At 43.3% G+C, this 19,078-nt stretch carries 17 protein-coding genes; 8 read left to right on the top strand and 9 right to left on the bottom strand.

Translation table 11 applies throughout. From position 1 onward, the window contains the following. Positions 1–3 precede the first annotated feature (3 nt). Together F6J90_RS18025 and F6J90_RS18020 are read right to left on the bottom strand one after the other, a co-directional pair. Complete coding sequence (locus F6J90_RS18025; protein WP_293096305.1) at positions 4–1,071, bottom strand: FkbM family methyltransferase; 1,068 nt, start codon at positions 1,069–1,071, stop codon at positions 4–6. Positions 1,072–1,091: 20 nt separating this feature from the next. Next, positions 1,092–1,787 carry a class I SAM-dependent methyltransferase gene (locus F6J90_RS18020; protein ID WP_293096302.1) on the bottom strand — a complete coding sequence of 232 codons (696 nt, stop codon included), beginning with the start codon at positions 1,785–1,787 and terminating at the stop codon, positions 1,092–1,094. A gap of 196 nt (positions 1,788–1,983) precedes the next feature. Between F6J90_RS18020 and F6J90_RS18015 the strand changes: the two genes are divergently transcribed. From F6J90_RS18015 to chlG, 3 genes are read left to right on the top strand one after another with little or no spacing between them, the layout of a single operon-like run. After that, on the top strand, positions 1,984–2,253 hold the full coding sequence (locus F6J90_RS18015) for a DUF2862 domain-containing protein (RefSeq protein WP_366513777.1): 270 nt from the start codon (positions 1,984–1,986) through the stop codon (positions 2,251–2,253). A 42-nt stretch (positions 2,254–2,295) separates the two neighbouring features. Further along, positions 2,296–3,396, top strand: coding sequence for an ArsA family ATPase (locus F6J90_RS18010; RefSeq protein ID WP_293096299.1), 1,101 nt, complete (start codon positions 2,296–2,298; stop codon positions 3,394–3,396). A gap of 9 nt (positions 3,397–3,405) precedes the next feature. Then, entirely contained in the window at positions 3,406–4,377 is a 972-nt protein-coding gene (gene chlG / locus F6J90_RS18005; RefSeq protein WP_293096297.1) for a chlorophyll synthase ChlG, read from the top strand. Positions 4,378–4,670: 293 nt separating this feature from the next. Here the strand turns inward: chlG and F6J90_RS18000 are convergent, their stop codons facing one another. Then, positions 4,671–5,423, bottom strand: a complete 753-nt coding sequence (locus F6J90_RS18000; protein ID WP_293096295.1) for an FkbM family methyltransferase — start codon at positions 5,421–5,423, stop codon at positions 4,671–4,673. A gap of 14 nt (positions 5,424–5,437) precedes the next feature. Between F6J90_RS18000 and F6J90_RS17995 the strand changes: the two genes are divergently transcribed. Continuing rightward, complete coding sequence (locus F6J90_RS17995; RefSeq protein WP_293096292.1) at positions 5,438–5,680, top strand: hypothetical protein; 243 nt, start codon at positions 5,438–5,440, stop codon at positions 5,678–5,680. A gap of 37 nt (positions 5,681–5,717) precedes the next feature. On the opposite strand, the gene F6J90_RS17990 is transcribed toward F6J90_RS17995, so the two are convergent. The 3 genes from F6J90_RS17990 to F6J90_RS17980 form a co-directional block, all read right to left on the bottom strand. Then, complete coding sequence (locus tag F6J90_RS17990) at positions 5,718–6,611, bottom strand: SPFH domain-containing protein (protein WP_293096289.1); 894 nt, start codon at positions 6,609–6,611, stop codon at positions 5,718–5,720. A 102-nt stretch (positions 6,612–6,713) separates the two neighbouring features. Then, the gene (gene hpsP, locus F6J90_RS17985; RefSeq protein ID WP_293096286.1) at positions 6,714–7,883 is read right to left on the bottom strand and encodes a hormogonium polysaccharide biosynthesis glycosyltransferase HpsP; all 1,170 of its coding nucleotides are present in this window, start codon (positions 7,881–7,883) and stop codon (positions 6,714–6,716) included. A gap of 99 nt (positions 7,884–7,982) precedes the next feature. Next, positions 7,983–8,897, bottom strand: coding sequence for a phosphate/phosphite/phosphonate ABC transporter substrate-binding protein (locus F6J90_RS17980; protein ID WP_293096284.1), 915 nt, complete (start codon positions 8,895–8,897; stop codon positions 7,983–7,985). A gap of 296 nt (positions 8,898–9,193) precedes the next feature. Between F6J90_RS17980 and F6J90_RS17975 the strand changes: the two genes are divergently transcribed. Further along, positions 9,194–10,528, top strand: a complete 1,335-nt coding sequence (locus tag F6J90_RS17975) for a transposase (protein WP_293097822.1) — start codon at positions 9,194–9,196, stop codon at positions 10,526–10,528. A 195-nt stretch (positions 10,529–10,723) separates the two neighbouring features. On the opposite strand, the gene F6J90_RS17970 is transcribed toward F6J90_RS17975, so the two are convergent. From F6J90_RS17970 to F6J90_RS17960, 3 genes are all read right to left on the bottom strand, one after another. Further along, entirely contained in the window at positions 10,724–12,898 is a 2,175-nt protein-coding gene (locus F6J90_RS17970) for a choice-of-anchor I family protein (protein ID WP_293096281.1), read from the bottom strand. Positions 12,899–13,823: 925 nt separating this feature from the next. Next, positions 13,824–16,007, bottom strand: coding sequence for an ATP-binding domain-containing protein (locus F6J90_RS17965; protein WP_293096278.1), 2,184 nt, complete (start codon positions 16,005–16,007; stop codon positions 13,824–13,826). Positions 16,008–16,071: 64 nt separating this feature from the next. Next, positions 16,072–16,203, bottom strand: a complete 132-nt coding sequence (locus tag F6J90_RS17960) for a hypothetical protein (protein WP_293096276.1) — start codon at positions 16,201–16,203, stop codon at positions 16,072–16,074. Positions 16,204–16,682: 479 nt separating this feature from the next. On the opposite strand from F6J90_RS17960, the gene F6J90_RS17955 reads away from it, so the two are divergent. From F6J90_RS17955 to F6J90_RS17945, 3 genes are all read left to right on the top strand, one after another. Continuing rightward, positions 16,683–16,952, top strand: a complete 270-nt coding sequence (locus F6J90_RS17955) for an isochorismatase family protein (RefSeq protein WP_293096274.1) — start codon at positions 16,683–16,685, stop codon at positions 16,950–16,952. Between the two features lie 284 nt (positions 16,953–17,236). Then, positions 17,237–18,412, top strand: a complete 1,176-nt coding sequence (locus F6J90_RS17950; RefSeq protein WP_293096272.1) for an RNA-guided endonuclease TnpB family protein — start codon at positions 17,237–17,239, stop codon at positions 18,410–18,412. A gap of 212 nt (positions 18,413–18,624) precedes the next feature. Beyond that, positions 18,625–18,909 (top strand): hypothetical protein, encoded by a 285-nt coding sequence (locus tag F6J90_RS17945; protein WP_293096269.1) that lies wholly within the window; start codon positions 18,625–18,627, stop codon positions 18,907–18,909. Positions 18,910–19,078 lie beyond the last annotated feature (169 nt).

The following is a 19,078-nucleotide window of genomic DNA, read 5'->3' as shown; positions in this document are numbered from 1 at the left end:
CGATTACCCAACCCCCTTAGGTGATAGGCTTTTTGTATAAAAAAGATCAGGTTCTTTTAGTTGATCACTATCTTGCTGTGTCTCTAAATTATGATATACTTTACTCAATTGATGTTCACGCTCTGAGCCAGAAACCATTAGGAATAAATTAGCGCTTGTAGCACTCCCTAAAGTTAGGGCTGCTTCTGGAGTTGGTATGGATTTGAGTTCTTTCGGGTTAGAATCTACGATCCAGCCCCGGAGGTTTTGATTGTAAAGATTCACAAGAGAGGACATCAATGCTTCACGTCGCTGCTCATTTAGATTCTTGGCACTCACTTCCATCATGATCACTAGATTTGGTGAGCGCTGAATGGTTGCCATGGCACCATTTAATACGGCAAATTCGTATCCTTCGACATCAATCTTGATGGCATCTATTTGGGATAACCCCAACTCTGGAAGTATCGAGTCTAGACTACGGACTGGAATTGTGAGCTTTTCACGCAAGACAGACCGCTTAGTATCATCCATACCACTAAATGCGGATTCCTGGGTAATATAAAAGTCTGTTTCTCCATCTTCAGCACCGACGCATAGGTCATGGCAAGAAACTAACTGTTGTAAGTGGTTAACTTCTACATTTTGTTGTAAAAGCTGGTAGGCATCTGGGTTAGGTTCAAAGGCATGAACACAACTGGTGGGACTTAATTTTGTAGCTGATGATACAGCGTAGTAACCAAAGTTTGCTCCTACATCTAGCACAATGGAATTGGCATCGAGCAGACCTAAAAAGAGCTGGGCATCAAAGTATTCTTGGTAATGGCCATAGTAAAAGTCGCACCCCAGTCGATCCCCGACATCAACATGGAATGTCAAGCCTGATGGCAAATTCACTGCTTGGATATCCCGAACCCCTACTGGATGGAGTTTCTCTCGAAGCGATCGCAAAAACAAGGTGTAGGGTACCGCCAAGTTGGGAAAATCCATCGCCTGAGGCAGAAAATGGTGGAATACCTGAAGATAAATCTCCATCTTATCCAACTCATTTATCGACTCATGGCTAGGTAAATGCTGTTCCTGACTATCCATTAATTCGTAAACTCGTCTAGTTATTGTTTATAAAAATTATACTTTGGCGTGACAATCTCAGGTGAGGGAACTAAATCACTGACTTGTAACTCTACTGTAGATGCTAAAAATATGCGGCGTCTTTGGTGCTTGGTCTCCGTTTCCCAGAAATCTTCATGGTCTACATAACCCTGATAGTCGTATAGATAAGGAAATCCTGAAACTTGGAGCATTTTCAGCAAGCAACTTCGACTAGGAATCATGGCATGGTAGGTTAAGCCCTGAGTTTCGTTTTTGCCTTCTTCAACTAGATAGGTAACTGGTTCATCGAAAGGAACATTCATACTTTCAATAAATAACACTTTTTGGGTTAATAACTGCAAATTACGAATGACTTTGAAGGGATTTTCTGTGTGATAGAGCAAGCCGAAGCAAAACACTAAGTCGGCTCCAGCAAATTGAGACATCTGTGGGGTAGATTCAACATCAACCTGATAAAACTTAGCTTCAGTTACCCGTTTACTCGCTTCTTCAACAAGTTCTTGTCTACCCTCTAAACCAATTACATTTACTCCCCAATTCACCAGCTTTTCAGAAAACCAACCGGGACCACAGCCCACGTCAAGGCAACTGGTAAAACTTAATCCCTGATTGAGTCTAAGCTGATTGAGAACGTTTTCCGCTACAGCCCAGCGGGCTTGATTAATCGCAATATAGTAAGGTTCATCAAATAACATGGTTCTAATTTCGATAAAATTTCGATCACAAACTTATATAGCAAAGGGAGTAGGGAGTAGGGAGCAGGGAGTAGGGAGCAGAGGCACCCTCCCCACACTACCCACACCTCCCACACCTCCCACACTTCCGACACTTCCCTAGATTATGGGTATTAAACCGGACTTGATATCAGTCCCAGGGGCAGCAGTGGAACTTATGGCAGTTTTCCGTGATGCGATCGCGACACATTCCGGTAAACTGAGGGGTGGTTTATCGTATGATCTAGTAGCAATGAAAATCGGGCAAAAAGTAAAAGTGTTTCGTCTAAGAGACCGGGTAGGCAAGGACATCGCAAATAAACTGGGAAAAGTAGGCACGATCACAGATTATAAAATGACCGATGGCAGTGGAGTTGGCGTAACGGTGACATTTGAGGACAACTCCTCTACCTGGTTCTTTGAGGATGAATTGAAAGTCGTAGACTAGATTTTAGTAACCGCGATCGCACCGAGGCACGAGACTTGCACTATGGCACGGATTCTAACATTTCTGGGTAAAGGCGGCACAGGTCGCACTACTGTGGCAATTGCTGCCGCTAAGCAGCTGTCGAGCCTCGGTCAACGAGTGCTACTGGTAGGACAAGACCCAAGTCCTAGCTTTGGACTGCTACTGGGGCTATCCCCAACGTCTGACCCGGTGGAAATAAGTCCTAACCTCCGGGTAGTACAGCTAATGACTACAGTACTACTGGAACGCAGCTGGGAAGATGTCAAAAAGCTAGAGGAGCAATATTTGCGATCGCCTACCCTAAAAAATGTCTATGGTCAAGAACTGGGCATCTTACCGGGGATGGATCATGCTTTAGCCCTCAACGCCCTTCGGGAGTACTACAAAAGCGGTCAGTATGACGCGATCATCTACGATGGCACCTGCTCTCAAGCTACCCTGAGAATGTTGGGAATGCCAGAAATTATCAGTTGGTATAGTCGTAGATTTCGCCAAGTCATGGCAGATTCTGACCTGGGCAAAGCTCTTTCCCCCTTTATCCAACCCGTCACTAGCGCCATCCTAAATGTGTCATGGACGAGTGATGACTTTGCTGGTGAATCAACTAATCAGGCCAACAATATGTTGGAGGATGGAAAAAGTGCGATCGCAGATCCCAATCGGGTCGCATCCTATCTGGTCACTACCGATGACCCCCTAGCCATTGCCACAGCCAAGTATCTGTGGGGTAGTGCCCAACAAGTGGGTGTTACTATCGGTGGTGTGCTGGTAAACCAAACCCCGGTAACCCCAGCATTAGAATCGGAATTTGCCCCTCTAGTCGTTAATGCTCTTCCCACTTCCCCACCAGGGGAAGATTGGCAATCCCTGATCGATGCCCTGCCAGATTTTAAACAGGCATCCCAGGCACCCAGACCCATGACTATCGACATTCCTGGTCGCAACGTTCGTTTATTCTTACCGGGTTTTAACAAAAAGCAGGTGAAACTCACCCAATACGGTCCAGAAGTCACCGTTGAAGCGGGGGATCAACGGCATAATATCCTGCTTCCCCCACAACTTAGTGGTCAATCCGTGAAAGGGGCTAAGTTTCAAGATGGCTATTTGATAATTTCATTCTAGGTAGTTGCTATGGCTGAAGAAAATCTAACTGAACAAAGTGCCAAAACCCGTCAGCTACTGGGTATGAAAGGCGCAGCTCCTGGTGAAAGCAACCTATGGAAGATTCGCCTGCAGTTGATGAAGCCAATTACCTGGATACCCCTGATGTGGGGGGTAGTGTGTGGTGCTGCTTCCTCCGGTGGCTACACTTGGACACTCGAAGACCTTCTGATGGCAGCCGCCTGTATGTTGCTTTCTGGTCCGTTGATGGCAGGGTATACCCAAACCCTGAATGATTTCTATGACCGCGAAATCGACGCCATTAATGAACCTTACCGTCCTATCCCATCGGGAGCCATCTCTATCCCCCAGGTGATCACCCAGATTGTGGTGCTACTCCTAGCAGGTATCGCTCTTAGCTACGGACTTGATGTTTGGGCTGGTCATGAATTTCCGACACTCACCTGTCTTACCCTAGGTGGTGCCTTTCTAGCGTATATCTATTCTGCCCCACCCCTGAAACTGAAAAAAAATGGTTGGCTGGGAAACTATGCTCTCGGTGCCAGCTATATCGCCCTTCCTTGGTGGGCAGGTCATGGCTTATTTGGTCATCTTAACGGGACTATTATGATTCTGACCCTGTTCTACTCCCTGGCAGGGTTAGGTATTGCAGTAGTCAATGATTTCAAGAGTGTGGAAGGCGATCGCGAATTGGGCTTAAAATCCCTACCGGTCATGTTTGGTGTTACCACAGCAGCTTGGATTTGTGTGGTGATGATTGATGTCTTTCAAGCAGGGATTGCTGGTTATTTAATCAGCATTCATCAGAACCTCTACGCTGCTATTCTCATCCTATTAATCATCCCCCAAATCACCTTCCAAGATATGTACTTTCTTCGTGACCCCCTGAAAAATGATGTCAAATACCAGGCTAGTGCGCAACCGTTTTTGGTACTAGGGATGCTGGTTGCTGGTTTGGCTTTGGGTCATGGGGCAATTTAAAATAGGGAACAGGGAATAGGGAATAGGGAATAGGGAATAGGGAATAGGGAATAGGGAAAAAATCCTGTGTACCTAACTAATAGCTATGATAAAGGCTATATATAGGGTTAAACCGGACTCGATCTGAAGGCTTATATGATGTTCAGCTAATCAGTTATGAAAAAACTTAGCTTCCTTCTGGTAGGCAATCTCCCTCCTAATTCCCTGTTCCCTGTTCCCTGTTCCCTGTTCCCTATTACCTACTATTTATAAGTGTTCAACCGAGCATGATATTACTACTTACAGTCAATCGGTCAACCCGGGTAAGAAGCGATCAAATCAAGGTTTTTTGGAAGTTCTCCACCATGGGGTTTGTCTAAGACTTGAATCTTGTAGCCCAAAGATTCTAACAACTGACAACATTGCTGATAGACAGGTCGTCCATGGATAGACAAGAAAATGGTAGGATGAGCACTTTCCAACAGAGATTTGGCACCAAGTAGAACGAACTTCTCATGCCCCTCGACATCAATTTTGATGCAGTCCGGCACAGGAAGTTCACCACTGGCGATCAGTTCATCTAAACTGACCATCTTGACTTGAAGTGTTCCTTGAGAAGAAATACCCCCCTGATAACTACCAGAAGTTTCTCTAAAGGATGCCATACCAGAGCGCTCTGAAACCGCTGCTGCCATAACTGTTGCATTGGTAATGCTGTTGATAGACAGATGTTTTCTTAAGTAACCAAGGTTTTGGGGTAGGGGCTCAAAGGCAAAAACTTTTCCCTTCTCACCGACTAGCACCGAAGTCAATAGTGTAAAGAAACCAGCGTGAGCTCCAATATCAAATACAGTGTTTCCTAATTTCACAGTTTTTTCAAGCACCCGTTGGTTGTCATACTCATAAGTCCCTAACCAACAGCCGTTTCTCCCAGCACCAACTATCCATTTTTTACCCGCGAGCTTACCTAGCCAGATCGGCATTGTCATCTCAGGAGGAATTAGCCTTAAGGGCAAACGTAAAAGCTGACCAAAGAGGCTTTTTCGGGAAATCTGTTCCAAATCCATAGTTTGATTACCTGATGAAGCTGAAAACTATTAGAGTTTCTATTGATAGAATTCCCGAAAGTTATGGTCAAGTAACAGCTTTACCTTTAGTGATCAGCGGTCAGCGGTCAGCGGTCAGCGGTCAGCGGTCAGCGGTCAGCGGTCAGCGGTCAGTGGTCAGCGGTCAGCGGTCAGCCGTCAGTAGTCAGCTTATTTTATTCAAAAGCTGTTCGCGTAGCGTGTGCTTAGCACATAAGCTAATAGCTGATAGCTATTAGCTGATAGCCCATAAGCTGATAGCTGATAGCTGATAGCTTAAAGTTTAAGACTACCAGTATTGACCACAGGTTGTATATTTTGCTCAGCCGTCAAAACCACTAGCAAATTGTTAATCATTGCTGCTTTTGTTTCCTCGTCTAGCTCAATAATTTGGTGATCCTTTAGCCGCTTGATGGACATTTCCACCATGCTTAAGGCACCTTCGATAATTTCTTGACGAGCTGCTATTATAGCTTGTGCTTGCTGACGCCTTAGCATCACTTGGGCAATTTCCGGAGCGTAGGCTAAATAGGAAATACGACTATCTATCACCTCGACACCTGACACCTCCAAGCGAGCCTGTAATTCTTCCTTGAGAGCTGCTGCAATCTCTTCGGGGCTGCCTCTGAGTGACGCTAGCTTTTCTTGATTAGTATCGTAGGGATAACGACTGGCTAAACCACGGATAGCAGTCTCGCTTTGGATGGCCACAAAATCTACATAGGAATTTACGTCAAATGTGGCTTTGGCTGAGTCTACAACTCGCCAGACAACTACCGCAGCAATCTCAATGGGGTTGCCTTTCGCGTCATTTACCTTCAGCTTATCGCTGTTGAAATTACGCACTCGAAGAGAAACCAGTTGCTTGGAGGCGAAAGGGTTAACCCACCAAAAGCCAGAGGTACGGACACTGCCAACGTAGCTCCCTAAAAACACTAGCACTCGGGCTTGGTTAGGCTGCACAGTCAGAAAGCCTTTTAGGGCAACCAAGGCTACGATCACTAGACCAATACCAAATAAGTTGTTGGTATAGATCAATAAGTCGTTGATATTGGAAAACCCCACAAGACCTTTACCTAACCACACACCAAAACTAGCGATCGCAATAATCCCTACCAGAGCAGCAAAACCATTAATTTTAAAGGTAGGAATTTCCTGAATACGTTCCATTTTCATGTATCGTTTATCTATTGCTCTGTGTTGTTTTAGCTAATTGGCTGATACATCTATTTTGCTTGGTTTATCGGGGGTTTGACAGTACCCGTAGGGGTACTAATGACTAATTTGATGGTAAACCTGAATCATTTGTTGTGCGATCGCATTCCAACTATAGTGCTTTAAAGCATACTCCTGAGCCTTGACTCCCCGCAGTTGGCATTCCTCTTTATTTTGAAGGGCTTCCCGTAACTGTCTAGTCAAAGCCTGAACCTCGCAAGGACTCACCCATCCTGCTTCAGCATCTTTGACGTTTTCCCAAATATGGACTTGGTCAGAAATCACCACTGCTGTCCCAGCCACCATCGCTTCCGCTACTGCAATCCCAAAGTTTTCGTAGTAAGATGGCAGCACAAATACATCCGCATCATTTAACAATGCTGCTTTCAAGTCACCGGTCACGAAACCAGTAATGGTGGTATTTGATGATAGACTTGAAGCCTTTATCTGGTCTATGATACTATTTTCATAACTTGGGTCTTGAGGATTAGTTCCCGCCAAGACAAAGTGAAACTGGAATCCTTCGTTTAATAGCTTCTCTAGAGCTGGGATAAGTAAATCCAATCCCTTCTTCGGGTCAATACGAGACATAAACAACACTAAGGGTTGGTCATGGGGAATCTTCAATTCAGTACGTGCTCTCCCTTGTTGTTGCTCGATTGGCGGCGTTACTCCTAAGGGAATCACGATATCAGGGGATGCTGTCCCAAAACGTTCCGAAATCTTAGCTTCCTGTGGACTCGTAAAGTGTATACCAGCTGCTCCAGCTAAATTCGGTTTCTCCCACAGTGCGGCATAGATGCGCTTTAGCTGTTGTTTTTTCCGCAAATCCGCTGGGTCAAGGGTACCTAAGGGACGCAATAGGTAGGGTAATCCCTGTTTTCGGGCGATGGTAGCCGCTGCTGTACTCACTGGGGAAAATAAGGCATGGATATGGGCTAGGTCAAATTCTGAGGCGTGTTGCCATAGCCAGCTTAATAAGTCGAGGGAAAATTTATAGCGGCGAAAGGGAGAACAACGGAAGTATCTGATCTGATAACCATCCTGTTCTACTGGTTTATCCAGGGGTACATCCAAAGGGGGTTGACCAGCATCCCCATTAGAGTTAGTAGTTAGTACTGTAATTTCTACCCCTTGAGATGCCAGAGCCTGAGATAGTCCCTTTACCATTTGACTCGGACCACCATATACCAGGGAAATCGACGGGACGATTTGTAAAATTCGCATGGGATATTTCTTAATACCAAGTTGCGTTAAAGATAGCACTATTCCTAATCAACCTTAGGAGCAGTCACGACCTGACGCCATCATTGAGCAACTTCTAGATTACTTATCCTGTCCCTGCACTAATTCAAAATACTCTTCCATCTGTGCTAAAGCTGCTTTTGCTTCTTGGGGAAATTGATCAAATTTGGCAGTCTTTTTGAATTTATGTAAAATTTCCTTACCCTCTTTGTTCTTATGCATTTTGATTAGTACTTGTTTGACTTCCTCAAGTACCTTAGGATCCATATCTGGTGCAGCAACTACCACCTGTCGAGGAAATTTGTTGGTTTCTGCCAAGACCACTAGCTGTGACCGTTGACTCTCTGGCAATTCTGCAAAGGTTTCACTGTCAGTAGCACCAGCATCAACATTTTTGCTCAATACCCAGCGCACAGTGTTGAGGTCATCACCAGCAAAAACATATCCCACCTGATTCTTAGGCACCTCATGATTCGCTTCCGCCTTCTCCACTGGATTCATACCGGCTTTCATCAGATGAGACAGAGGAAACATATAACCTGAGGAGGAGAAGGGAACCTCTAGGGCAAGCATTTTGCCTTTTAAGTCTTCCAGAGATTTCAGACCACTATCTTGGCGGGCGAAAAATATAGTACTGTACTCAGCAACACCCTTCTTCCAGCGGCGCAGGATGACCTTAGCACCAGTTTGGTTAACCATATACATGGCTGGATAAGGACTATCCATGTAAAGATCCACTTCGCCAGATTTTATCCATTGCGCCATGGTTTCTTGATCAGAAGCAATTTTGACCTCCCCCTGACCAATTCCTGCCTGATCTAAATTAGCTGCCAGGTAATCAGCAACCCCTTGAAAACGTTGCTTTCTGGCTGGATTCACAGCAATGTCCCCTAGCACAATCACTTCTTTAGTTTGAGATTCGCTCTGATTTTGACAACCCCATAGGGGAATTAGGATCCCAATCAGGGCGATTGTGGTTACAACCTTTCGGAACATAGTTTACTCTGTCTTTGACTAGCTGACTCAGGAGATTTACCGAAAAAAGTATCCTGAAAAAAACCTGAAAAAAAGTAGATGCACCCTTGAGTAATTTCAGGTTTATCGAAACGAGGGAGTTTGAGGGAGCTATAAAACCCCGTCGGACATGACGAGTGTTCGCTGACGAACACAATGTTATAGGGCGGTGAGACATGGACTCCCTTAAGCCAATTGAGGGGTTCGATGCCCCGATAATTGGCAAATTTATTAAATATTTACACAACATTATAGCCCATGTAAGCTATAATATGGCCATGCTAACAATGACCTACGAGTACAAACTAGAACCAACTGCCGAACAGATTGAATCTATCGAGCAAACCCTAGATATTTGTCGTTCTGTCTGGAATTTTGCCCTTAGGCAGCGTAAAGATTGGTGTGCATCTCGTAAGTCACCTATTAATGCTTGTTCGATTCAATCCGAGTACATCATTTCTGCCGACGAACCATTTCCGAATTACCATAAGCAAGCCAAGCAATTAACTCAAGCCAAGAAACTCTATCCTCATCTGAAAACAGTTCACTCTCAAGTACTACAACAAACCCTAAGAACTTTAGATAGAGCTTGGGACGATATGAAAGCCAGAGGTTTTGGTTTGCCTCGCTTTAAGAATAAGTATCGGATGCGGTCGTTTGTCTTTCCACAGTTAGGAAAAGACCCAATTAGAGATGATGGGATTAAGTTCCCAAAACTGGGATGGGTGAAATGGCGACAGTCAAGGCCTATTCCCTTTGGGTTTCAAGTCAAGCAAGCGAGGATAGTTAGAAAAGCATCTGGTTACTTTGTGATGCTGTCACTACAGCTAAATGTCAATGTCTCTAGTCCCATGCCTCACGGTCATCCTAGAGGTTTGGACTTGGGGTTTGACAAGTTTGTAGCTACCAGTGATGCTGAAGAGATTAAGCGACCTCGATTTGAGATCACCCTACAGCGCAAGCTGAAATTGCTGCAACGTAGGCTAAAGAATAAGCAAAAAGGGTCAAATAATAGACACAAGCTAAACCAGAAAATAGCTAGACTACATCAGCGCATATCTGACACTCGTAAAGATTGGCACTTTAAACTAGCTCATCATTTGTGTGATGGTGCTGGCATGATATTTGTTGAAGATATTAATTTTGTCTCATGGCAAAGAGGAATGCTTTCAAAACAAAGTGCCGATGCTGGTTTCGGTCAATTTGTGAATATCCTAGAATGGGTTTGTTTTCGACGTGATGTGTATTTTGCCAAGGTCAATAAAGATGGCACGAGTCAGACTTGCCCTAATTGTGGCGCACACACTGGCAAAAAAACTCTAGATATTCGCTTTCACCACTGCGATGAGTGTGGATACAGAACCACAAGAGATGTAGCAGCTAGTCAGGTTCTTAGAAATAGAGGGTTAAATGCCGTCGGGCAGACGGTAGTAGAAAATGTCTGTGGACTGGAAGCGACGGGGAGTATCGGTCACGATACTCTAGTTGGCACGGGTCGAAGCAGAAAACCTAATTCGCGAGAGTTAGGAATCCCCTCCCTCAAAGTGACTGAGCATAGCGAAGTTGCGCGCGGGAGGGGAGGATGTCAAGAACTTATGGTTCCCATTGACTAGCTATATCTAACATTCTGTTGTTGAAGGAGTAACATTCATAAAAATAAACGACCCTAACTCAGAACAATTACAATGAGACAACATAACAAGCTAGGGATGTTGCCAAATTGGCTAAATTCACAAAATTTTACGAATTTTGCTAAAATTAGTGAGATCAAGATGCTCCCTAATCATTGGTCTCGATGTATTCCTGGTTTAGCTGAAGCTGAAATCTGAGCCACTGAGATCCTCTACACTCACTCCTTCTATGAGAACCTTTCCACCATCATTGGCCTGAAACAAAGTCCCATCTTCGGTGTTAGTTATCCGACCTTCATAGATAACCGAATTCAACCACTCTTGAGGATCAATATTGCCCCAACCGTGGAATTCAATTTTATCGACACCTACCTCAAAGTCCTTGATGACATCAAATTCACCGGGTAATAGACTTTTATTCTGTTTAAAAATAAAGTGATCATAGCCTTCACCACCAGTCATGACATCACTGCCACGACCACCATTTAAGATATCATCGCCACTGCCACCATCTAGGATATCATCATGGCGACCCCCTTTAATCGTGTCATCGCCATGGTTACCATCTAGGATATCATTACCCCTTCCCCCTTGGAGAAAGTCGTTATCTAGACCACCGTCAAGGTCGTCACGACCTCGACCACCTCTGATGGTGTCATTACCACTGCCACCATCAAGGTCGTCATGACCCCGACCCCCTTCAAGCTTGTCATCACCTTGGTTCCCCTGAATTAAGTCATCACTTCGGTCACCATGAATTGTGTCATTGCCTTCGAGACCCTTAATGATATCATCTTCTTCAGTACCAACTAGTTTGTTATCCCCCTCATCTCCCACAATGCTTTGATCGGGAAGGATTGACTCGATTTCATAGATGGTGGTCGTGCCACTCACTTCATTGGCTGCTACCAACAGAGGTCTGCCATTGGGACTATCTTCGGCAGAAATGAAGGTCAATCCTTCTGGCCCAAGGTCTCCTGCTGTTCCCGCCGCAGCATCACCGCTAAAATCCCGGTTGTTGATATATTGCACAAAGGTAGGATGAGTGGGCTCACTCACGTCATAGACCATGATTCCACCAATACGCTCTAAGCCAATAAAAGCGAAGGTGCGTCCATCAATTACTCCTGTTACCACTCCCTCGGGTTCCGGTCCCTTGTCATTACTGCGGGTATCAAAGGAGTTGTTGGCGTCATTGTCGGAGTTAAAGTCATCAGGGAGAAATTCCGCAGTGATGCGCTCGAAGTCATCGCCACTGTCGAAAACTTGATTGCCATATTCATCCGAGATCGAGAAGGAACGACTCCCGAAGGCAAAAAGCTGATCAAAATCACCGTCACCGTCTGTATCCCCTAAGGTGTTTGTCACTATCAAGGAACCCAGGTTTTCAGCTTGTTGGAGTTCAGCCGCATCGGGGAAAGCATGGGGATCTAGCTTAAGGTCTCCGACTAGGGCTTCTTCACTAAAGCCCTCAAAGTCCCGGCTATCCCCTTCGTTAGCTGTAATTAGGAAGGTTTTGCCGTCTACCTGAAATGATGCGATCGCATCCGGCTGGAACATTCCGAAAACCGGCCAATTCTGGATATTAATCCCATCATCTTGATCACTAGCATCAAAGCCATTACCGGGAAGACTGTGGTCTTTAAATCCTAAGGGCAAGATATCAGTAATTTCGCCACGATTGATATCTAGCACAGCTAAGGCATTATTTTCTTGCAGGGTAATCCAGGCTGTTTGGGAATCCTCAGACACGGTAATGAACTCAGGTTCTAAGTCTTGGGCTACTGTAGCACCGGGACCAAAGATACGTACTCCCTGCTCTTGCAATTGATCGATTTGAGGATTAAATGCTTTGAAGTCAGCGTTAGTAACAGTAGCTTGCTTAACCCCTCCAGAGATGTCGATAATACTAACAGACCCTTCTGGATCAACTGTAAATTCATTATTGGGTTCTCCTTCATTAGCTACCAACACTTTTTGACCATCAGCGGTGAAGGTCAATGCATCAGGTAGCGCTCCAACAGTTACCGAATTCAAGAAATTGCCATCAGTGTTAAAGAAAATAACTTGACCAGGATTCTGTGTATTTTCATCTTCAACTGCTACGGCAACAATACCATTATTCACCGCAACACTGTTGGTACCTCCCCCAAAATCATTGAGGCTAATTTCAGTAATTTTGGTAGGATTAGCAGGATCGCTCAGATTCAGTACATCAATGGCATTATTAGCGCCATTGACTACAAACAGGCGTTGTGAGCTGGTGTCATAAGCAGGAATTTCAGCAGCACCATCGTCAAATATACCGGTTTCAAAGGTACTAATTGTTGATAGTTTTATATAATTTGTCATGAGTAAGATTTATATTTTGGTTTTAAATAAAAAGGGAATCGGGAATCGGGAATCGGGAATCGGGAATCGGGAACAGGAAACAGGGAACAGGGAACAGATAACATTAGGAAAGAGAAACAAATAGTTTTTGATGTTATCAAAGATTAGGATTTATTTGGCTGGCTTATATATTGGCAACTAAGTTTAAAAAAATTGCTTTAATGTTTTCATAATCAATAATATTTTTTTTAAAATTCACAAAATAGACAACTATTAAACACAAAGCATCTCCCTGATTAAGCCAACTATTTAATCAGAAATAAAACCGATAAACTGTATTTAGATAGTAAGGGTAATTTTTAGGATTACTAGTGGTTAGGCCAGCTAATAAACAAAATTAACTAAAAATCACCTATATAGCAATCCTAAATCATTTGTAAAATATGCAAAATCGTAAATCCTTACTGGGCAAGGTTTATAGCGATAGCTTCGGCCAATATATTTCACGAATCATATAGGATTGCTATAGTTAGGTGTACATCAATAACTACAGGGCTATATTAAGTAATAAAGAACTATTTCACTTAATTATGTGGCCATCCTGGCAATAATTTCAAAGGATAGGACTTACCCACTGAAACGAAAAATTAAGGGTTTAGCCAATAAGTCACAGGTAAGCTATCAGCCGTCAGCTGTCAGCCGTCAGCCTTGGCCACGCTACGCGAATGGCTCACGCTACTTGAGGTGCTTTCCGTAACTCAGATTAAACGAATGCTTACCTTTTTTATTCAACAGCTGTTCGCAAAGCCTGCGCTATGCCCATAAGCTGATAGCTGATGGCTGATAGCTGATAGCTGATGGCTGATAGCTGAATGCTTACAGGAACAGGAAAAAGGGAACAGGGGGGATTCTTGTTCCCTATTCGGAAGTTAAACAGTTGTGACGGTTAACCTTCTTCAAGGTCACCAATATCCCGCTTCAGAGGTCGCTTGTAGGTAAAGGTGAAGGTATCGCCACTCTCAATGACCTGGCGGATTTCCCCATACATGGGATAGTCACCCACTCCACTGACACTTGCCCAGCCCCGCGCCCTAGTTAATGCCACAAATAGCTGGTTACGCAAACTCACATCACTCTCGTTCCTGGCAACATTATCAACACCGACCACATACACCATATCGGCTTCATTACCCTTAGCACGGGGCACACGAGATATAGTTACCCCACCATCTTTCCAAAAGCGATCGCGATCAACGTGGGGCCATTGAGGCTTTAGTTCATTCAACTCCAATGCTGTGGGAATATAAATATCAATGTCTTGCTCCATCAAAACAACAGCGACATGATTTTCTAATTCAATTGCTTCAGAACTGGAGCCTAAAACTAGCACTAAGATTTCTTTACTGGCTTTCAGGTCATCATCAACCAGATTATGCATAATCTTATCGGCCAACGCACTAATTTCTTCCTGACGAGAGCCATAGGTTTCAAAGTCTAATACTGGTGCGCTCCACAATTCAGGAACTGGATTGGGGGAGTTTTCTTTTGGACGATGGATGGTGATTTGTTGACCGGGAATAAAGTTTCCTTTGACTTCATAACCAATTTTTTCCCAATCCTCCTTTCTGGTAATTCCAGTTAGCATTCCCTCAGGACGTAGCAACCCCATTCCTAGCCCATGAGCAGCGGTGAGAATTGAGCCAGGAGTGCGGTAGCAGCGCCGCATAACTTCAGATTTTTTAATACCACCGGGGTATTGTGATCCTTGTGACAACAGTCGGCTGAGATTTTCACCAAACAGTTCTTTTGTGGTAGGAATTTTTAAGGTGTCTAGGCTTTGAGCTTCGTCATACGCCCAGATTAAGCGCCGTTGTTCTGGCTGTTCTGGGTCAACGGGTCGTAAGGCTTGATAAGCTAGCCAATAAATTGCTTGTTTGCCCTGGTATTTTAAGTCATCTTCAGTAACTAAGTCTTGTCCTTCATCAATTAAAATGGCATCAAAGCAGGGTTCAATGTTGATTTCTTCCGATAGCCGTTTACAAACTTCTGCCAAACCCCGATTGGGCTGTCTTTGCCGAGTATCCCCAGCGGATTTGGGTCTAGCGCCATTTAACTGGCAAATCGTGCTGTACAAACCAGGCTGATCCTTAGCACCCCAAGCATGAAGCACTCGCAGTTTGTGGTTAGTCTTGTGGTCATACTGGATATCACCATTGCTGAAACGACGCAGCCATCGATCCACTAACCCAATCATTAAGTCGTAGAGGGTGCGACTAAAAAATACTAACCCAATTCTCCAGTCTGGGTGCTTCAAGTGCATATGAGCGGCTTTTTGGCATAGGAGCACTGTTTTTCCTGACCCCGCAATCCCCCGCAGCCGCTGAAACCCAGGAGGGATTTCTTTTCCAATGTGTTCCTGCTGCCAATCTAATTCGTAGAGTTGTTCTAAGTAAGTGGCTACAACACTAGCGCGAGTTTTGCCTTCGGTAGAGACTAGGGTACGCGGAGGTTTACGGAAAATTGGTGCTCCGCTGATCACGGCTAAGAGTAACTTCCACTGCTGATCATCTATGTCTTCTCCTGGTATCACTGATTCAGTTTCTTGAATACACTCTAGGAAGCCAACTTTACCCAGTTGGTCTTGGAAGATAATGGGAGGACAGTCTGGGAGTTGCTCAAAACCGTGGTGTTGCCATTGTTCTTGAGTAATTAGAGGAAGAGCAATCATCGCCCTACCGGTAACTTTGCGCCAAATAGCAGGTTCGCGATCGCAAAAAGCGAGTATTGCTTTTAACTGATGTTCTGCTTGTTGGTAGGGATGTGCTTCAGTGGTGGAACAGTTTTGGAGTTGCCACTGATCACCATCAATAGTAATGATTTGATCAATGGTGATAGATTGGATTTCAATTACTACTAGACCAAGGTCTTGATCAGTAATCAAAATATCAGGCTCTTTAGAGATTTCCCCTACTTTAGAAAAAATAGGATAGCGCCAGTAGCCAATACAATTGCGTTCTGAAAAAGCACTGCGAGTGGCATCCCACACTCTTTGTTTTCCTGTTTCTTCACTTTCTGTGATCGGTTCAGTGGTAATAAATTTGCGACCCTGATCTGTATCGATAACCGACATTTGGGCTAATTTCCTTTAGTAAGATTTACACCGGTTTTAAGGTGAGGTACTTTCGTTCTGGGTTTTAGGGAGCAGGGAGCAGGGAGCAGGGAGCAGGGAGCAGGGAGTAGGGAGTAGGGAGTAGGGAATCGGGAATCGGGAATCGGGAATCGGGAATCGGGAATCGGGAACAGGAAGAAAATCTTTTGTACCTCATAAGTATGGGAAACGGTAGATTAAATCCGTATTGCTATAGCGCGTTACCATCTCCCCACATCTCCCATACCTCCCACACTTCCCTGTCTTTCCCTACTCCCAGCTCGGAAGCTGCCTAAAACCCAAGACGAAAGTACTTCACCTAATTGAGAACTGCTATACGGCTTTATACAGTCCTAAAGCTAGAGTTCCCAAATTGTCAGCTATGGAATACAGGGTGTAGGGAATTCCAATAAAATTCAAAATTCAGGGTTTAGGCAATCAGGAATAGAAAAAATTGACAAAATTGCCAAGCCAATATCTGTAGAAACCCATCAGGTAATTAGATTGATTCCTGCATACAGGACGATACAAATTTCCATACCAAAAATAACTTATAAATTCTGTTCGAGGGTTGTAGTACTTCGTTTTATGGTACTACCGGCGGAATGTGGGTTATAATGTAAATGGGTTAAGTAAAAATAGGGGCTGAGAAGAGCAATGAAGACAGCACTGATACTAGTAGATATTCAGAATGACTACTTTCCTGGTGGTTCTCTGGAACTAGTGGGAATGAATTTAGCTAGTAAAAATGCTCAACATTTACTAGAGCATTTTCGGTCAAACAAGTTGCCAACGTTTCACATACAGCACTTTTTTGAAGCTGATTCTAATGCAGGCTTTTTTATCCGAGGTACTGAAGGAGTTGAAATCCATGAGAGTATTAAACCCCTTCCTGGTGAAACTGTAATCCCGAAAAATTATTATTGACGCAGCCGAAAACCGCCCATTTTTAAAGGGCGGATAAAGGCAAGGAAGCGCTTTTAAGCGCCGTGATTTATAATCAATTATTCAATGAATACCGATACAATGATTTTTCTGTTTTTGGATAACTCTTGAGCTTTTTACCAAGTACTAGGAGTTCAAAAAATGGTATGTCTTTTTTTTACTTCTTCATAATGTACGGGTATCCCCCTAATTCTTTTTTGTTTTTTGGTTGTCATTTCTATAATAAGCGTCTATACTAGATATATATTAACAGATAGGTCGAGCCAATGCTAGTTTATGAATTTAAGCTCAAAGGTAAACAATATCAATATAATTTACTTGATGAAGCTATTCGGACTGGTCAATTCATTCAAAATTCATGTTTGCGTTTATGGATGGATGCTAAGCCAGAGGACAAAATCAACCGTTTTGCCCTTAACAAATATTGCAAAGTATTAGCTGATAATAACAATTTTCCTTGGGTTAAAAAATTGAACAGCATGGCTCGACAAGCTCACGCTGAAAGAACTTGGTCATCTATTTCTAGGTTTTATGACAATTGTAAAAAACAAATCCCTGGGAAAAAAGGTTTTCCGAAATTTAAAAAAAATTCTCGTTCAGTTGAATACAAAACCACTGGCTATCAAGTATCTATAGATAGGAAAACTATAAAATTTACTGATGGGTTTAAAGCTGGTACTTTTAAATTAGTTGGTTCAAGGGATTTACATTTTTATCCTTTAAAATCAATTAAAAGAGTTCGAGTAGTTAAAAGAGTCGATGGTTACTATGCTCAATTTTGTATTGATCAAGAAAGGCTAGAAAATACTAACTCAACTGGCAAAGCTATTGGCTTAGATGTTGGAATTAAAGAATTCTACACTGACAGTAATGGTGGTACCTGCCATAATCCTAAATATTTAAGAAAATCCGAAAATAAATTAAAAAGACTACAACGGAAATTATCTAAATGTAAAAAAGGTTCTAAGAATAGGAAAAAGTTTCAGAAAAAATTAGCTAAACAGCATCTCAAGGTATCAAGGCAGCGTAAAGACTTTGTAGTTAAAACTGCAAGGGCGCTATGTCAATCTAACGATTTGGTAGCCGTTGAAGACCTACAGGTGAAAAATATGATTAAAAACCATAAATTAGCTAAATCAATATCTGATGCTAGTTGGTCAATGTTTAGATCTTGGTTAGAATACTTTGGGAAAGTATTTGGTCGTAAAGTTATTGCAGTTAAACCACATTTTACTAGTCAAAATTGTTCTAGCTGTGGGAAAATAGTTAAAAAATCACTATCAATTAGAACTCATGTTTGTAGTTGTGGTTGTGTTTTAGACCGGGATGAAAATGCGGCAATTAATATTTTAAATAGGGCGGGGCACGCCCAAATTAACGCTTCTGGACAGATTAACCTCTGTCAGTTGGGTGAAAACCTAACTGGTAAGTTAGCTGGATGAAAGAAGAATCCCCGCGTGTTTAGACCGGGGAGTGTCAAGCTGATGTGATTAGTTTATCGGATTTTTCGTAGGGATTGAGCCGAGATAACAACCAGTGCGATTCGTTATTCAAGACTGATAACAATAAGATGAATTGTTTAATCACAAAACATCTTATTGTTATCAAGCCCAATTAATTAACAAATTAAATCTTCTCATTCATTATTTGACTGATGACCCTAACCCTTAACTTACCACCAGAATTGGAGCAATATCTCTTACAGGAAGCCAAGCAGCAAGGGATTTCCCTCGAAGCTATGGCATTACAACTTTTGGCAAACTCTATTCTGGTAAGGCAAAAGCAAGCTGAAGCGGTAAATCTGCTTCAGTCGTGGATTGATGATGAGGATATTGAAGAGCAGCAACAAACAGGTCAGTACTTGATCCATGCATTGGATCAGGATCGACTGTCTGAGCGTGAGTTATTCCCGATTGAGATGAAAGGTGTAACTTGGTGAGGGGAGTGATAGTGTTGGATGCAGGACCTGTTGGTCTGATCACCAATCCCAAGCTGTCTGCTCAGAGTGTTGCTTGTGCTCAGTGGCTTCAAACTCACTGACGGTGATTTTTATTCAGGTAAACAAATGTAAAACCTACTCCACTTAGGAGTTTGAGTTGCCTACAATT

The organism is Moorena sp. SIOASIH (assembly GCF_010671925.1).
Taxonomy (GTDB): Bacteria; Cyanobacteriota; Cyanobacteriia; order Cyanobacteriales; family Coleofasciculaceae; genus Moorena.
Note: the sequence above shows the minus strand (reverse complement) of the source record. Positions and strands in the feature narration are given on the sequence as shown.

What these genes read in the sequence shown, in the direction of transcription:
- F6J90_RS17945 (WP_293096269.1), top strand. Translation starts at nt 18,625, where the DNA reads ATGACCCTAACCCTTAACTTACCACCAGAATTGGAGCAATATCTCTTA.
- F6J90_RS17990 (WP_293096289.1), bottom strand. Translation starts at nt 6,611, where the DNA reads ATGGAACGTATTCAGGAAATTCCTACCTTTAAAATTAATGGTTTTGCT.
- hpsP (WP_293096286.1), bottom strand. Translation starts at nt 7,883, where the DNA reads ATGCGAATTTTACAAATCGTCCCGTCGATTTCCCTGGTATATGGTGGT.
- F6J90_RS17970 (WP_293096281.1), bottom strand. Translation starts at nt 12,898, where the DNA reads ATGACAAATTATATAAAACTATCAACAATTAGTACCTTTGAAACCGGT.
- F6J90_RS17965 (WP_293096278.1), bottom strand. Translation starts at nt 16,007, where the DNA reads ATGTCGGTTATCGATACAGATCAGGGTCGCAAATTTATTACCACTGAA.
- F6J90_RS18015 (WP_366513777.1), top strand. Translation starts at nt 1,984, where the DNA reads ATGGCAGTTTTCCGTGATGCGATCGCGACACATTCCGGTAAACTGAGG.
- F6J90_RS17980 (WP_293096284.1), bottom strand. Translation starts at nt 8,897, where the DNA reads ATGTTCCGAAAGGTTGTAACCACAATCGCCCTGATTGGGATCCTAATT.
- F6J90_RS17960 (WP_293096276.1), bottom strand. Translation starts at nt 16,203, where the DNA reads ATGAGGTACAAAAGATTTTCTTCCTGTTCCCGATTCCCGATTCCCGAT.
- F6J90_RS18000 (WP_293096295.1), bottom strand. Translation starts at nt 5,423, where the DNA reads ATGGATTTGGAACAGATTTCCCGAAAAAGCCTCTTTGGTCAGCTTTTA.
- F6J90_RS18010 (WP_293096299.1), top strand. Translation starts at nt 2,296, where the DNA reads ATGGCACGGATTCTAACATTTCTGGGTAAAGGCGGCACAGGTCGCACT.
- F6J90_RS17955 (WP_293096274.1), top strand. Translation starts at nt 16,683, where the DNA reads ATGAAGACAGCACTGATACTAGTAGATATTCAGAATGACTACTTTCCT.
- F6J90_RS17975 (WP_293097822.1), top strand. Translation starts at nt 9,194, where the DNA reads ATGCTAACAATGACCTACGAGTACAAACTAGAACCAACTGCCGAACAG.
- F6J90_RS17950 (WP_293096272.1), top strand. Translation starts at nt 17,237, where the DNA reads ATGCTAGTTTATGAATTTAAGCTCAAAGGTAAACAATATCAATATAAT.
- F6J90_RS18020 (WP_293096302.1), bottom strand. Translation starts at nt 1,787, where the DNA reads ATGTTATTTGATGAACCTTACTATATTGCGATTAATCAAGCCCGCTGG.
- chlG (WP_293096297.1), top strand. Translation starts at nt 3,406, where the DNA reads ATGGCTGAAGAAAATCTAACTGAACAAAGTGCCAAAACCCGTCAGCTA.
- F6J90_RS17995 (WP_293096292.1), top strand. Translation starts at nt 5,438, where the DNA reads ATGAAGCTGAAAACTATTAGAGTTTCTATTGATAGAATTCCCGAAAGT.
- F6J90_RS18025 (WP_293096305.1), bottom strand. Translation starts at nt 1,071, where the DNA reads ATGGATAGTCAGGAACAGCATTTACCTAGCCATGAGTCGATAAATGAG.